The organism is Campylobacter lari (assembly GCF_004357905.1).
GTDB classification, from domain to species: domain Bacteria; phylum Campylobacterota; class Campylobacteria; order Campylobacterales; family Campylobacteraceae; genus Campylobacter_D; species Campylobacter_D lari_D.
Map to the genome: position 1 here is coordinate 48,700 of NZ_SMTT01000005.1, position 14,459 is coordinate 63,158.

The following is a 14,459-nucleotide window of genomic DNA, read 5'->3' on the forward strand; positions in this document are numbered from 1 at the left end:
ATGAAAATCGCAATTTTGGGATATGGTACGGTAGGAAGTGCTGTTGTAGAGACTTTGCTAAAAAATCAAGATTTAATCAAAGCAAGATGTGATGAAGAAATTATTCCAGTAATTGCTTTGGCAAGAAATCCAAAACCAAATGCATTAATTCCTGTGGTAAATGATATTGATGAGGTTTTAGAGCGTGAAGATATTGATGTATTTGTGGAGTTAATGGGTGGTATTGATTTACCCTTTGAGATAATTTCAAAAATTTTAAAAAGAAAAAAAGCAGTGGTAACTGCTAATAAAGCTTTGCTTGCTTATCATCGTTATGAGCTTGAAAAATTAGCACAAGATACAGCTTTTGGTTATGAGGCGAGTGTGGCGGGTGGAATTCCTATTATTAAAATTTTAAAAGAGGGCTTGAGTGCTAATAATATTGTTTCTATTAAAGGCATTTTAAATGGCACAAGCAATTATATTTTAAGTAAAATGACCGAAGATAATACCAAATTCCAAGAGGTGTTAAAAAAAGCACAAGATTTAGGATATGCTGAAGCTAATCCCACTTTTGATATAGAGGGTTTTGATGCAGCGCATAAACTTTTGATTTTAGCAAATATTGCCTATGGATTAAGAGTGAAACCTGAAGATATTTTGATTGAGGGTATTAGCAAAGTAAGTAATGAGGATATTTATTTTGCAAAAGAATTTGAATATACCATAAAACACTTGGGTATTGCTAAGATTAAAGATGAAAAAATAGAATTAAGAGTTCATCCTACCATGCTTAGCAAAGATAAAATACTAGCAAAAGTTGATGGGGTAATGAATGCTATTAGTATTGATGGAGATGTATTGGGTGAAAGTTTATATTATGGCCCAGGAGCAGGTGGCAGGGCAACTGCAAGTGCTGTTATAGCTGATTTAATCGATATAGCAAGAAAAGAAAAAAATAGTGCTATTTTTGGGTATTTAAATGATACTTCTTATAAACTTTTAAGTAAAGATGAAATTTATACAAGATATTATTTAAGATTAAAGGTATTAGATAAAATAGGAGTTTTATCAAAAATCACACAATTAATGAGTGAACATCAAATTTCAATCGATACTTTCTTGCAAAAGCCTAAAAAAGAAAAGCAAGATTATAGCACTTTATTTTTCATCACTCATCAAACTTATGAAAAAAATATACAAATTTTAACTCAAAAGCTTAGAGAACAAGAATTTGTAAAAGATGATGTTTTTATGATGAGAATAGAAGAGTAATGGCATTATTTGAATATCTTTTTGGTAAAAAAGGAGAAGAGTTAGCGTGTGAATTTTTAAAAACACAAGGATTTGAAATTTTAAAAAGGAATTTTTATTCTAAATTTGGAGAAATTGATATTATTGCTAAAAAAGATAAAATTTTACATTTTATTGAAGTTAAAAGCACGCAAGGTGATTATGAGGTAGAATATAGATTGGATAATAAAAAATATAATAAAATTATTAAGACTATAGAATATTACTTTATGAAACATAAAAATGATGAAAATTATCAACTAGATTTACTTTGCGTATATAAAGATGATATAAAACTTTTAGAGAACATTAGTTATTAAGGGAATGTTTATTCTATTTTAATAGAATTTGAAAAAACAAAGGAGAAAAAATGGGAAAATATATTGATTTAACTACAGAAAATTTTGCACAAGCAAAAGAAGGTGTAGCTTTAGTAGATTTTTGGGCTCCATGGTGCGGACCTTGCAGAATGCTTGCACCGGTAATTGATGAGCTTGCAAATGATTTTGATGGTAAAGCTAAAATTTGTAAAGTAAATACAGATGAGCAAGGTGATTTGGCTGCACAATTTGGTGTAAGATCTATCCCAACTATCATTTTTTTTAAAGATGGTGAAGTGGTTGATCAGCTAGTTGGTGCTCAATCAAAACAAGCTTTAGCAGATAAACTAAACTCACTTTTATAATCTTAAGCCACTTTTTGTGGCTTTTCTTCATATTTTTTACTATTTAATAATTTTTATTATTTATAATTAAAGAAAAATTTGTATAATACTTATAAATAAAACTATAAGGAAAATACCATGTTAGATTTAGCTATTATAGGTGGTGGACCTGCAGGTTTGAGCGCAGGTTTATATGCTACAAGAGGTGGATTAAAAAATGTTGTAATGTTTGAAAAAGGTATGCCTGGTGGGCAGATTACTTCGAGTTCAGAGATAGAAAATTATCCTGGAGTTGCTCAAGTTTTAGATGGAATTTCTTTTATGGCTCCTTGGAATGAACAATGTATGCGTTTTGGTTTAAAACATGAGATGGTAGGTGTTGAGCAAATTAGTAAAAATTCTGATGGAAGTTTTAATATAAAATTGGAAGGCGGTAAAAACGAACAAGCAAAAGCAGTTATTGTTTGCACAGGCTCTACTCCGCGTCGTGCTGGTTTTAAAGGCGAGGATGAATTTTTTGGTAAAGGTGTGAGTACTTGTGCGACTTGCGATGGCTTTTTTTATAAAAATAAAGAAGTGGCTGTTTTAGGTGGGGGAGATACTGCTTTAGAAGAAGCTTTGTATCTAGCTAATATTTGTTCAAAAGTGTATTTAATCCACAGAAGAGATGAGTTTAGAGCAGCACCTTCAACAGTTGAAAAAGTAAAAAATAATGACAAAATAGAATTAATCATAAATGCGGTTGTTGATGAGGTTTGCGGTGATAATATGGGTGTTAATAAAATTAAAATAGCATTTAATGATGGTTCTAAAAGAGAGCTTGATGTGCCTGGAATATTTACCTTTGTTGGATTAAATGTAAGAAATGAAATTTTAAAACAAGATAATGGTGAATTTTTATGTGCTATGGAAGAAGGTGGTCAAGTTAGTGTTGATCTTAAAATGCAAACTAACATAGCAGGGTTATTTGCAGCAGGTGATTTAAGAAAAGATGCTCCAAAACAAGTAATATGTGCAGCAGGCGATGGAGCGGTTGCAGCGCTTAGCGCTTTAGCTTATATTGAAAATTTACACTAGAATTTCTAGTGTAAATTGATTAACTTCCAATAACTCCGCCATCAATTTTACTTATTGCTATTATACTTGATCTTGGTGTTTTGCCATAAGGAAATTGACTGCCTTTTAATTTCTCTCCTGGATGTTGAATTCCAACAAACATAGTTTTATAATCTTGACTAAAAGCAATTCCTGTTATTTCGCAAGCTATTGGTCCTGTTAAAAATCTTTTTATTTCCCCTGTTTTTGGATTAGCTGCTAACATACAATTATTTCCCATGCCTTCAAATTCTTCTTGATTAGAATAGTTTCCATCAGTTTGTATCCAAAGGCGACCATCTCTATCAAAACTTAATCCATCGGGGGAATTAAATTTATTATTACTTGTAATGTTGTTTGAGCCTTTATTTAAACTTGTTTGATTATCAGGGTTTCCTGCAAGTGCAAAAATTTCCCAAGTAAATTCATCATCTTTATGAGAATTTTTATGCTCCCATTTAATTATTTGTCCGTAAATATTTTTTGTTCTTGGGTTTGCTGGATTTGGGTTATTATTTTTTTTATTGTTTGTTAAGGTAGCAAATACTTCTTTTGAGCCACTTTCTTTATGGCTTGCTATCCATTCACATCTATCCATAGGAGTTGCATTTACAATAGTTCCAGCAATTCTAGCATTGATTAACACATCTGCTTGAGAGTTAAAACCATTTTCTTTATTAAGGTTATTTTTACCATATTCTAACTCAATCCATTTTCCACTCCCTCTAAAATCTCCTATTTTTCCATTAAATTGTGCTACATATAAGGTTCCTTCATCTAAAATTTTGCTAGTATCTAGACCTTTTTTATATTTATGTTTGCTTATAAATTTATAAATAAATTCATTGGCTTCATCATCTCCCATATAAATTACAACGGTTCCATCATCTTCTACAATTAATTCTGCATTTTCGTGTTTAAATCTTCCAAGAGCTGTTCTTTTTATAGGTATGCTGTTTGGATCAAATGGATCAATTTCCACAACCCATCCAAATTTATTTGCCTCGTTTGGATTTTTACTTAAATCAAATCTTTCATCAAATTTTTCCCACCCATATTGACTTTGAGCTTTAAATCCAAATCTAAGTTGCTCTTTTGAAAATTTAATTTTTTCATCTAAACTTCCAAAAAAATCATTTATATTTTCTTCGCAAGTAAGATAAGTCCCCCAAGGTGTTTTTCCATTGGCACAATTATTTAAAGTTCCATATATAAAATTTTCATTTTGAAGTACTTGTTGTTTTGCTGGACCACTAATGCTCATTTTTGTATTTGCATCAATTCTGCGGTTGTATTTAGAATCAAGCACCACAGACCATTGATCTTTTTCTTTTTTTATTTCAAAAATACTCACTCCTAAATTTGCTTGTTCGTATAAAATATCTTCTAAGCTAATATTTTTACCTTGATGTTTAAACATAATTTCAGGATTTATATATTCATTATTAATAGCTAGTATAGCCCTATCTTTTGAAAGAGGAAAAAAACTCATACCATCGTTATTGTCCCCAAAAGTTAATTTAGCATTTTCCACAGCTTTTTTATCGATATTTTTTTCTTCATCATAAATAGATGCTTTGCTAAAAAGAGGATCGCCCCATGAGATTAAAATATCTGCTTTGTAGCCATCTGGTACGATAACTTTATCTTCTGTGCTAGCAGGTATTTCTTTAAAATTTAGCAAATCTTTATCTTTTAATAAACTCGCATTTAAATTTGAGCTAGCAAAAAATGCTACCATAGAACCCAAAGCTGAACCTTTCAAAAATGTTCTTCTTTTCATAAAACTCCTTTTAAAAATGTGTTATAAATTTAAAGTTTTTTGGAAACTTTTTGGAAACTTTTGCTCATGGTATGTAATATTGTATTAATTAACTTAGTGATACAATTTCTCACTGCAAATATAAAGGATAAATTTATGATATGTATAGGAATTCATGGGAGCAATGGTCGCATGGGTAAACAAATTGAAAATTGTTTACAAGATCAAAAAGATGCTAAAGCAAGTGCATTTTTTTATCAAGGATCAAGCTATGAAGAATTTTTTAACAAATGCGATGTAATAATTGATTTTTCTTCCCCGAAAGGTTGTGAGGATTTGTTGTTATACGCAAGAAGCAATCCTAAACCTTTAGTGATAGGTACTACAGGATTAGATGCTAAGCAAAATGAGTTAATGCAAAGTGCAAGCATTACTATGCCAATTCTTTATGCTACCAATATGTCTTTGGGTGTAGCTATTTTAAAAAAACTTTCATGTTTAGCAAGTGAAGCTTTAAGGGATTTTGATATAGAAATACTTGAAATGCACCATAATAAGAAAAAAGACGCTCCAAGTGGTACAGCTATGACTTTAGCACAAAATGTCGCTAAGGCTAGGAATTTAGATTTGGAAAAGGTTAGAGTAAGTGGTAGAGATGGGATTATTGGTCAAAGAAGTAAAGATGAAATCGCAGTGATGAGCTTAAGAGGTGGTGATATAGTGGGTTCTCATAGAGTTGGATTTTATAATGATGGTGAATTTATAGAATTAAATCATAGTGCTACTTCAAGAGCTACTTTTGCTATGGGGGCTATTAGATGTGCTAAATGGCTGGTTTCTCAAGAAAATGGCTTATATGATATAGACGATTGTTTAGGAATTTAAATGTGTGCGGTAGTTGGAGTAATTAATTCAAAAAATGCAAGCACGGTGGCTTATTATGCTTTATTTGCTATGCAACATCGTGGCCAAGAAGCAAGTGGAATTAGCGTGAGTGATGGTTTAAATATCAAAACTCATAAAGCTAAAGGTGAAGTAGGACAAATTTTTAATACTCAAATTTTAGCAGATTTAAAAGGTAGTATAGCTGTAGGGCATAATCGTTATTCTACCGCCGGAAATTCTTCTTTGCATGATGCACAGCCTGTTGCAGCTACTTGTTCTTTGGGTGATATTTCTTTAGTGCATAATGGAAATTTGATTAATAAAGAAGAAGTTAGAAAAGAGTTAATTGATAATGGAGCTATTTTTCATTCTAATATGGACACGGAAAATGTTGTACATTTAATAGCAAAAAGCAAAAAAGAAACTTTAAAAGATAGATTTATAGAAAGTCTAATGCAAAGTAAGGGTGCATATTGCTTTATGTTAGCTAGTAAAAATCAACTTTTTGTGGTAAGAGATCCTTATGGGGTTAGACCTTTATCTTTGGGAAAATTAAAAGATGGCGGATATATTGTAGCGAGTGAAACTTGTGCTTTTGATTTGATAGAAGCTGAATTTATCCGCGATATAAAGCCCGGTGAAATGCTAGTTTTTACTCAAGGTAGTGATGAGTTTGAAAGCATTCAAGTTTTTGATAAAACAGATCCAAGAATTTGTGCATTTGAATATATTTATTTTGCTAGACCTGATAGTATTATAGAAGGTAAAAGTGTATATGAAGTGCGTAAAAAAATGGGTGAAGCCTTGGCTAAAAAATTTAAAGAAAAAGTAGATTTTGTAGTGCCTGTTCCTGATAGTGGAGTAAGTGCTGCTATAGGTTTTGCGCAATATTTAAAAATTCCACTTGAAATGGCCATAGTTAGAAATCACTATGTTGGAAGAACTTTCATAGAGCCAACTCAAGAAATGAGAAATTTAAAAGTAAAACTGAAATTAAATCCTATGAAGAAAGTTTTAGAAGGTAAAGATATAGTGGTGATTGATGATAGTGTAGTAAGAGGAACAACTTCTAAAAAAATCATCACACTTTTAAGACAAGCAGGTGCTAGAAAAATTCATTTGGCTATAGCTTGTCCAGAAATCAAATTCCCTGATATTTATGGTATAGACACTCCAACTTTTGAAGAGTTAATTTCAGCTAATAAGAGTATCGAAGAGGTTAGAGAATATACAGGTGCAGATAGTTTGACTTTTTTAGATATTAATGAGCTAGTTTCAAGCATAGGCAATGAAAGAAAATATTCTTTGATTAGTTTTGATGGGGATTATTTTATTAAATAATCCTTATCTGCATTTTAATTGTTTAAAAATTTTATAACTTTGAAAATGAGGTGGCAATCCTACTTCAAAAGAAAAGTCTTTGTAGGTATGACCTGATAATTGATTTGCAATGTTAATATTATACGAAACATCTCTTTGTTGTTGATTTGCTTTTTTTATGCTATCAAAATTTTGTTGATTAAAAATTTCTCCACTGATTGCATGCTTTTTATTATTATCAATAATTCTAAGTTCTAAAAAGCATTCTGAAATTTTAAAATTAGTATCGTTGGTTACTCTACCTTTTATAATAATACTTTCTGTAGCTAAGCGTCTGTAGGTTGAAAAATTACTCAAACTAGCTTTTTTTGTGTATTGATCTATAGTTAATAGTAAAGAAATAGTTAAGATTGAGGCTAATATAAAACTTATTATGCAAAAAATTATCATATATTTTTTGTTTTGTATTTTTAAATAGAATAAAATCCAAGTAAGGAAAGTTGAAGCTAGCATAATAAAAATGATAAGAATATGAAAAAAAGTAAAATATCCCATTAAAAACACTTTGAATTAATTTTAATATCAAAATCTTGACCTTCATTAAAATCGGAAAATTTGGTTTTTAGATTAATAGTTTGGTTGGGACTTATTGTTTTTTCGATAGTGGTAGATTTACTTCTTAATGGTTTTAATAAATGTATTAAATTTTTAAAAGTATTATTTTCATCGCTTTTTCTAAATACTTCTACTTTTATTTTGCAAAATTTAAAACTTTTTTTAGAAGTATTTGTCAAGCTATAATCAACACTTAAAGAATTATCATATACAAAAAATTGAGCATTATCTAAGCTAGCTATTCTGGATCTAACTTTAGTATCAATTAAAAAATATCCCAAATACGCAATACTAAGTGAACATAAAATTCCTAAAAAAATTATAATAAAAGCAAAAGTAGGTTTGTTTCTAACAATCAAAGCAATAAATAAAGTGATAATGAAAAAGAATACAACTAAAGCCATTAACAAAAAATCGATCAAGTGCAAATGAGCTGTATAAAAGATCATTTGCTCTCGGATATGTTGAACATTCATTATCACTTCTTTATTTTTAATTTGCTACTGAACTTGTTCTTTTATTATCTTTGCTATCAACCCAAATATTTGGCACAGCTCCGCCTGGTGTTAAGAAAATTTTAGCATCTTTATTGACTTTAAGTGCTTCATTAAATTGCTTTTGGGTTTCAATTTGTTTTAAATCAAGTAAAGGATTATTTAAACTTTTTGCTATTTCTCTATTTGAATATGCTTGTGCATCAGCTTCAATTTTTACGGCACTTGCTCTACCTTTAGCACTAATAATAGTTGCATTTGCCTCCCCTTCAGCTAAAGCCGCTTTTTTAAGTGCTTCTTGGTTAGCTCTTTCAACTTCATATTTAGTTCTTTCAGCTTCTTGTTTAGCAATTTGTACTCTTTCGATTTGTTCTTTTACTTTTATAGGTAAGATAATTTCTCTAAGCTGAACTGCTTGAAGCTCAGCAGGCTCATTTGGTTGGCTTTCAATAGTTTTTCTAATACCCTGATCAATTTGCACCGCTATAGTATTACGATTTGTTGGAAGCTCTTCTGCGGTGTATTGACCTACAACATTTCTTACAACATCTCTTACTACTGGATCTATGATTTTATTTTCCCAATTAAGCCCCCATGTTGCGATAGTTTGAGGAACTTGTAAAGGATTTAATCTGTATTGAACGGTTACATCAATAGATACAGGCAAGCCTCTTGAATCAAGCACTGAAATACTATTTTTATTAACAACGCCTGATCCTATTTGTAAATTTTCATTTATTCCTTCGATTGAAGCATAGTTGATTTGTCTTACTCTAGTATCTACGATAGTGATTTTTTGCAGTATAGGCATAAAAAAATGAAGTCCTGGTTCAAGTGGGGTAGGGCTGTATTTACCTGTAGTGGATTTGATCCCCATTTCCCCTGAATTTACTATTGCAAAAGGTTTAAAAAGTGCAAAAACTAAAATAATCGCAATTGCACTATAAATTAATGGGGAAAATTTCCCAAAACCTTTGAAATTAAATTCTGGTGTTTTGAAGTTTAAATTTTGCTTATTGTTGTTTTGATTGTTTTTTTTATTAAAATAATCATTCAAATCAGCTGGCATTTAGTTCCTTTGTTAAATATAAGTTAGCATAGAAGCGTATTTTTCATTGCGTCCATAAACTATATCAAAATACGCATTTTGAAGCTTTGTCGTTAGCTCACCTCTTTTTCCATCTCCTATAATTCTTGCATCAATATTATTTATCGGAGTTATTTCTGCTGCAGTTCCTGTGAAAAATGCTTCATCAGCTACATAAACTTCATCTCTTGAAATTCTTTGACGCACTACACTTATGCCCAAATCATGTGCAATTTTTAAAACAGTATCTTGAGTGATACTTTTTAATGAAAAATCATTTGGCGGTGTGATTAGCTTATTATCTTTAATCATAAAAAAACACTCACCTGTTCCTTCTGCTACAAAACCTTCTTCATCGAGCATTAAGGCTTCCTCATATCCTGCTTCTATAGCTTCATATTTAGCCATTTGAGAATTTAAATAATTTGCACTTGCTTTTGCTTTACCTAAGCTAGATTTTACACTATTTCTAGCAAAAGAAGAAATTTTAACCTTAATACCTTTTTCTAAGCCTTCTTCGCCTAAATAAGCACCCCATTCCCAAGCAGCAATAGCTACCCTAACAGGAGCTTTAGCATGATAAACTCCCATAGTACCATCACCTAAAAAGATTAATGGTCGCAAATAGGTGTTATTTTGAAAATCATTTGCTCTTAAAAGTTCAACTTGTGCATTTTCAAGTTCTTCTTGAGAAAAAGGAGAATTAATTAAAGTAATTTTTGCAGACTCTAAAAGTCTTTTGGTGTGTTCTTTTAATCTAAAAATTGCTAAACCATTTTGTGTTTTATAAGCTCTTGTTCCTTCAAAAACTGCATTTGCATAATGTAATGAATGTGTTAAAACATGAATTTTTGCATCATCAAAATCAATGATTTTTCCATCCATCCAAATTTTTTTTGCCCTAATCATAACTAAGCCTTTTTGTTGAAAATAAAACTAATTTTATCAAAAATATACTAATAATTACTAGAATATAGTAAAATTATTATATTTGAAACAAGGAAAAATCATGCCAATTATAAATATCAAATTAGCTAAACCAGAATTTAGCAAAACACAAAAAGAAGAGTTAATAGCAGATATTACAGAACTTTTACATACAAAATACAACAAGCCAAAGCAAAATATAGTGATCATGTTAGAAGATATTGAGCCATATAATATTGCTTTTGGTGGCGAAAGTGTAGAAAAATTAAGATTGAAAGATAAAAAATGAAAGAATTGCAAATTGGTGATAAAGCTCCTGTGTTTGAACTTTTAAATCAAGATGGAGTTAAAATTTCTTTAAGTGATTTCTTGGGTAAAAAAATTATTTTGTATTTTTATCCAAAAGATAACACCCCAGGTTGTACCACACAAGCTTGTGAATTTAGTCAAAGTTATGAGGATTTTTTAGAGCAAAATGCTGTGATTATAGGTATTAGTCCAGATAGTGTTAAATCGCATGAAAATTTCATAAAAAAATATGATTTAAAACACACTTTATTAAGCGATAGTGAAAAAGAAATTTGTAAACTTTATGGTGCTTGGGGTTTAAAGAAAAATTATGGTAAAGAGTATGAGGGGCTTATAAGATCCACTTTTGTGATTGATGAAAATGGAAAAATCTTAAAAATTTATAAAAATGTAAAAGCTAAAGATCATGCTTTTAAGGTGTTAAAAGAATTATGCTAGTGCATATTTGCTGTAGCGTGGATAGCCATTATTTTATACAAGAATTAAGCAAAACTTATCCTGAAGAGAAAATCATTGGGTATTTTTATGACCCAAATATTCATCCATATAGTGAGCATGAACTTAGATTTTTAGATGTTAAGCGTAGTTGTGATAAATTAGGCATTAAACTTTATAAAGGTGAATATGAGTATGAAAAATGGCTTGAGGGTGTAAAGGGTTATGAAGACGAACCTGAAAAAGGCGCAAGATGTCAAATTTGTTTTGATTTTAGAATGCATAAAAGTGTTGAATTTGCTCAAAAAATTGGTGAAAAAAAACTTACAACAACCCTTTTAACATCCCCTAAAAAAGACTTAGAGCAGTTAAAATTAGCTTTACAAAAAGAATGCGATAAATTTGGTATAGAGTTTTTGGCACCTGATTTTAGAAAAAATGGAGGCACGCAAAGACAATTTGCCTTAGCTAAGCAAGATATGCTTTATCATCAAAATTATTGTGGGTGTATTTATGCACTTTCTAAACAAAAAGGCCAAAAAGCTTTTATAGATGAGCTTATGAGTCCTATAAATAAACAAATATTACCTTCAAGCATAGAAGAAAAGATAAAATTTTACAATCAAGTAAAAAAATTAGAAAAAAAGGGTGTTAAATTTGAAATTCAAAGAGAGAAATTTTTAAATTATCGCTTACTAAGAGCTTTGATAAAAGAAAACAAAAAAGCCATAAAAACTCATGTTTTATTTTATTCTCATTTTAAAAATTCTTACACTAAATTTAGTATTTTAGAAGAGGATTTAAAGTGCTATAAAAGCGTAAAGGATGAGATTAATTTATGGAGTTTTGATTATTTAAATAGTTTGTGCAAAATGCGATTTAAAAGTTTTGAAGATTTTTTACAAAATCCTTTAAAAATAGAGCAAGAAATCAAAATAAGGCAAAAGCATTTTGGTGCTTATGATCTTTCGCCGGTGATTATTGTTGAAAATATCACAAAAGGCGCTTATGAATTTATAGCAAAAAGTGAAATTTATTTTGATAGTAAAGAAAAGATTGTGAAGTTATAAAACTTAACTAGTTTGTTAATATTTTTTTTGTAAAATCTGAATTTTGAATATATTTTAAGGCTAAATTTATGATAGATGTAATGCAAATTCAAAAAATTTTACCACATAGGTATCCATTTTTACTTGTAGATAAAATCGTAGAATTAAAAAATAAAGAAGTTGTTAGAGGTTATAAAAATATTAGTATAAGCGACCATGTTTTTATGGGGCATTTTCCAGATCATCCAATTTACCCGGGTGTGTTAATTTTAGAAGGTATGGCACAAACTGGAGGGGTTTTAGCATTTGAAAGCATGGATGATAAGGTAGATCCAAGCACTAAAGTAGTATATTTTACAGGCATTGATAATGCTAAATTTAGAAATCCAGTGCGTCCAGGTGATAGGCTTGATTATGAGATGAGTGTGGTAAAAAATCGTGGAAATATGTGGATTTTTCAAGGAAAAGCTTTTGTTGATGGACAATTGGTTGCAGAAGCTGAACTTAAAGCTATGATAGTAGATAAATGATGAGCAAAATTCATCCAAGTGCTGTTATAGAAGATGGAGCTATCATAGCAGATAGTGTTGTAGTAGAAGCCTATGCTTATGTTGGAAAAAATGCCAATATAGGTGCAAATACTATCATCAAACAAGGTGCAAGAATTTTACCTAATGTAAGCATAGGTGAAAATTCTAAAGTTTTTTCTTATGCCATAGTTGGAGATATTCCACAAGATATATCTTATAAAGATGAGATAAATTCAGGTGTTATTATAGGAAAAAATGCAGTTATTAGAGAATTTGTTACTATAAATTCAGGTACAGCTAAGGGCGATGGTTTTACAAGAATAGGTGATAATGCTTTTATAATGGCTTATTCTCATATTGCACATGATTGTTTGCTTGGAGATAATATTATTTTAGCAAATAATGCTACTTTAGCAGGTCATGTGGAACTTGGAGATTATACTGTGGTAGGTGGACTTACTCCAATACATCAGTTTGTTAAGGTAGGTGAGGGGTGTATGATAGCAGGTGCTAGTGCGCTTTCTCAAGATGTGGTGCCATTTTGCTTAGCTGAAGGAAATCGAGCAAGTATTAGAAGTTTAAATTTAGTAGGCATTAGAAGACGCTTTGATAAAGAAGAGGTGGATGTTTTAAGCAAGGCTTTTAAATTTTTATTCAGACAAGGAAGTTTAAAAGATAATGCTTTAAGTTTGCTAGAAAATACTTCTAGTGAAAATGTGAAAAAAATGTGTAATTTTATCTTAGAAACAAAAAGAGGAATTCCTATATATAAGGAAAAAAATCATGGTTAAAAGATGTAGTTTTTGCAATGAAATAGAAACAAGTGAAAGAAGAATTTTAGTAAATGATTATAATAATGCCTTTATATGTGAGTATTGTGCCGAAAGTGCTTGCAATATTTTCTTTGGAGAGGAAAAAGAATTAAAAAATAAAGAAGTTGATAAAGAAAATTTTAAAGATATTACTCCTAAGGAATTAAAAGCATATTTAGATAAATATGTTATCGGGCAAGATAGAGCTAAAAAAATCTTTAGTGTAGGGGTGTATAATCACTACAAAAGGCTTTTTAGATCTGACTTAGAAGATGATGATACAGAATTAGCAAAATCAAATATTTTATTAGTAGGCCCAACGGGAAGTGGAAAAACTTTACTAGCACAGACTTTAGCTAGATTTTTAGATGTTCCTATCGCAATTTGTGATGCGACTTCTTTAACTGAAGCGGGTTATGTGGGAGAAGATGTTGAAAATATCCTTACTCGTCTTTTACAAGCTGCTGATGGAGATGTGCAAAGAGCACAAAAAGGGATTATATTTATCGATGAGATAGATAAAATCGCAAGAATGGGTGAAAATCGCTCCATTACAAGAGATGTAAGTGGTGAGGGCGTGCAACAAGCCTTACTCAAAATTATCGAAGGATCTTTGGTAAATATCCCACCAAAAGGCGGTAGAAAACACCCAAATCAAGATTTTATACAAATAGATACAACTAATATTTTATTTGTGTGTGGCGGGGCTTTTGATGGTATTAGTGATATTATTAAAAGAAAATTAGGCGATAATGTCATGGGCTTTTTTACTGATGATAAAAAAGATGAAAAAGAAGCTTTACTTCAAAGACTAGAGCCTGATGATTTGGTGCATTTTGGGCTTATTCCTGAACTTATAGGAAGATTGCATGTGCTTGCTTCTTTAGAAGAGCTTGATGAGGAAAGCATGGTGCGTATTTTAACTGAGCCAAAAAATGCCATTATTAAGCAATATCAAAAACTTTTTGCTATTGACAATGTGGAATTAAAATTTGAAGATGAAGCGCTAAGAGAGATTGCTAAGCTTTCGCTAGAGCGTAAAACAGGTGCTAGAGGTTTAAGAAGTATTATTGAAGAAATGATGGTAGATTTGATGTTTGATTTGCCAGAGTATAATGGATATAGCATAGTAATTACTAAAGAAGTGATCAAAGAAGGTGCAAAACCTTTATTTATAAAAAATAAAAAAGTTAAAGGCTGAGA

Annotated in this window: 17 protein-coding genes; 12 read left to right on the top strand and 5 right to left on the bottom strand. The window is 30.4% G+C overall.

Features of this window, described 5'->3' with window-relative positions; genetic code table 11:
• From E2O22_RS04945 to trxB, 4 genes are all read left to right on the top strand, one after another.
• On the top strand, window positions 1-1,254 hold the full coding sequence (locus E2O22_RS04945) for a homoserine dehydrogenase (protein ID WP_133319498.1): 1,254 nt from the start codon (window positions 1-3) through the stop codon (window positions 1,252-1,254).
• Window positions 1,254-1,592, top strand: a complete 339-nt coding sequence (locus E2O22_RS04950) for a YraN family protein (protein ID WP_133319499.1) — start codon at window positions 1,254-1,256, stop codon at window positions 1,590-1,592. Before E2O22_RS04945 ends, E2O22_RS04950 begins: the two co-directional genes overlap by 1 nt.
• Before the next feature lie 50 nt (window positions 1,593-1,642).
• Complete coding sequence (gene trxA, locus E2O22_RS04955) at window positions 1,643-1,957, top strand: thioredoxin (protein ID WP_039619298.1); 315 nt, start codon at window positions 1,643-1,645, stop codon at window positions 1,955-1,957.
• 117 nt (window positions 1,958-2,074) lie between these two features.
• Window positions 2,075-3,013, top strand: coding sequence for a thioredoxin-disulfide reductase (trxB, locus tag E2O22_RS04960; RefSeq protein WP_133319500.1), 939 nt, complete (start codon window positions 2,075-2,077; stop codon window positions 3,011-3,013).
• Window positions 3,014-3,032: 19 nt separating this feature from the next.
• Here the strand turns inward: trxB and E2O22_RS04965 are convergent, their stop codons facing one another.
• Window positions 3,033-4,814, bottom strand: a complete 1,782-nt coding sequence (locus tag E2O22_RS04965) for a PhoX family protein (RefSeq protein ID WP_133319501.1) — start codon at window positions 4,812-4,814, stop codon at window positions 3,033-3,035.
• Window positions 4,815-4,949: 135 nt separating this feature from the next.
• Here E2O22_RS04965 and dapB point away from each other — a divergent pair, with 135 nt between their 5' ends.
• Both dapB and purF read left to right on the top strand, forming a co-directional pair.
• Complete coding sequence (gene dapB, locus E2O22_RS04970) at window positions 4,950-5,678, top strand: 4-hydroxy-tetrahydrodipicolinate reductase (protein ID WP_133319502.1); 729 nt, start codon at window positions 4,950-4,952, stop codon at window positions 5,676-5,678.
• Window positions 5,679-7,019, top strand: a complete 1,341-nt coding sequence (gene purF, locus E2O22_RS04975) for an amidophosphoribosyltransferase (RefSeq protein WP_133319503.1) — start codon at window positions 5,679-5,681, stop codon at window positions 7,017-7,019.
• Between the two features lie 3 nt (window positions 7,020-7,022).
• On the opposite strand, the gene E2O22_RS04980 is transcribed toward purF, so the two are convergent.
• Genes E2O22_RS04980 through ilvE form a run of 4 tightly spaced genes read right to left on the bottom strand, consistent with a single transcriptional unit; the run spans window position 7,023 to window position 10,103 of the window.
• Window positions 7,023-7,553, bottom strand: coding sequence for a DUF2393 family protein (locus E2O22_RS04980; RefSeq protein ID WP_133319504.1), 531 nt, complete (start codon window positions 7,551-7,553; stop codon window positions 7,023-7,025).
• The gene (locus E2O22_RS04985; protein WP_133319505.1) at window positions 7,553-8,089 is read right to left on the bottom strand and encodes a DUF2393 family protein; all 537 of its coding nucleotides are present in this window, start codon (window positions 8,087-8,089) and stop codon (window positions 7,553-7,555) included. Before E2O22_RS04985 ends, E2O22_RS04980 begins: the two co-directional genes overlap by 1 nt.
• 16 nt (window positions 8,090-8,105) lie before the next feature.
• Window positions 8,106-9,176: a prohibitin family protein gene (locus E2O22_RS04990; RefSeq protein WP_133319506.1), complete on the bottom strand. Its 1,071-nt coding sequence runs from the start codon at window positions 9,174-9,176 to the stop codon at window positions 8,106-8,108.
• A 12-nt stretch (window positions 9,177-9,188) separates the two neighbouring features.
• Complete coding sequence (gene ilvE / locus E2O22_RS04995; protein ID WP_133319507.1) at window positions 9,189-10,103, bottom strand: branched-chain-amino-acid transaminase; 915 nt, start codon at window positions 10,101-10,103, stop codon at window positions 9,189-9,191.
• Window positions 10,104-10,203: 100 nt separating this feature from the next.
• Here ilvE and E2O22_RS05000 point away from each other — a divergent pair, with 100 nt between their 5' ends.
• From E2O22_RS05000 to clpX, 6 genes are all read left to right on the top strand, one after another.
• Window positions 10,204-10,410: a tautomerase family protein gene (locus tag E2O22_RS05000; protein WP_133319508.1), complete on the top strand. Its 207-nt coding sequence runs from the start codon at window positions 10,204-10,206 to the stop codon at window positions 10,408-10,410.
• Complete coding sequence (gene bcp / locus E2O22_RS05005) at window positions 10,407-10,868, top strand: thioredoxin-dependent thiol peroxidase (protein ID WP_133319509.1); 462 nt, start codon at window positions 10,407-10,409, stop codon at window positions 10,866-10,868. The genes E2O22_RS05000 and bcp overlap by 4 nt, the downstream gene beginning before the upstream one ends.
• Window positions 10,862-11,935 (top strand): epoxyqueuosine reductase QueH, encoded by a 1,074-nt coding sequence (locus E2O22_RS05010; protein WP_133319510.1) that lies wholly within the window; start codon window positions 10,862-10,864, stop codon window positions 11,933-11,935. Before bcp ends, E2O22_RS05010 begins: the two co-directional genes overlap by 7 nt.
• 68 nt (window positions 11,936-12,003) lie before the next feature.
• Complete coding sequence (fabZ, locus tag E2O22_RS05015) at window positions 12,004-12,444, top strand: 3-hydroxyacyl-ACP dehydratase FabZ (RefSeq protein WP_039619275.1); 441 nt, start codon at window positions 12,004-12,006, stop codon at window positions 12,442-12,444.
• A complete protein-coding gene (gene lpxA, locus E2O22_RS05020; protein ID WP_133319571.1) occupies window positions 12,444-13,235 on the top strand; it encodes an acyl-ACP--UDP-N-acetylglucosamine O-acyltransferase in 792 nt (263 codons plus the stop codon). Before fabZ ends, lpxA begins: the two co-directional genes overlap by 1 nt.
• On the top strand, window positions 13,228-14,457 hold the full coding sequence (clpX, locus tag E2O22_RS05025) for an ATP-dependent Clp protease ATP-binding subunit ClpX (protein ID WP_039619273.1): 1,230 nt from the start codon (window positions 13,228-13,230) through the stop codon (window positions 14,455-14,457). The genes lpxA and clpX overlap by 8 nt, the downstream gene beginning before the upstream one ends.
• Window positions 14,458-14,459 lie beyond the last annotated feature (2 nt).